The organism is Streptomyces sp. NRRL S-495 (assembly GCF_000966955.1).
Taxonomy (GTDB): Bacteria; Actinomycetota; Actinomycetes; order Streptomycetales; family Streptomycetaceae; genus Kitasatospora; species Kitasatospora purpeofusca.
Genome location: NZ_JZWY01001374.1, coordinates 1 through 268, shown reverse-complemented (window position 1 = coordinate 268; position 268 = coordinate 1). Strand labels below are relative to the sequence as shown.

1 protein-coding gene is annotated in these 268 nt (G+C 73.5%); it reads right to left on the bottom strand.

Translation table 11 applies throughout. From position 1 onward, the window contains the following. Window positions 1-268 (bottom strand): beta-ketoacyl synthase N-terminal-like domain-containing protein (locus VR45_RS41735; protein ID WP_045945211.1); only part of this gene is annotated, 268 nt, incomplete at both ends.

Here is a 268-nt window from a genome sequence, read left to right as displayed (position 1 = left end):
CCGTCATCGCCGGGCCCTCCAGGCCCAGCAGGTAGGAGATCCGCCCGGACGCCACACCACCGCTGCTGCCGGTGATCAGCAGGCCCTCGACGTCCTCGGTCGCCTCCGACAGCCAGGTGCCGTAGTCGTGGTACATCAGGCCGGCGAAGACGCCGGTGCGGCTGCCGCGCAGGGTGGCGGGGTCGATGCCGGCGCGCTCCAGGGCTTCCCAGGAGGTCTCCAGCAGCAGGCGCTGCTGCGGGTCCATCGCGGTGGCCTCGCGCGGGCT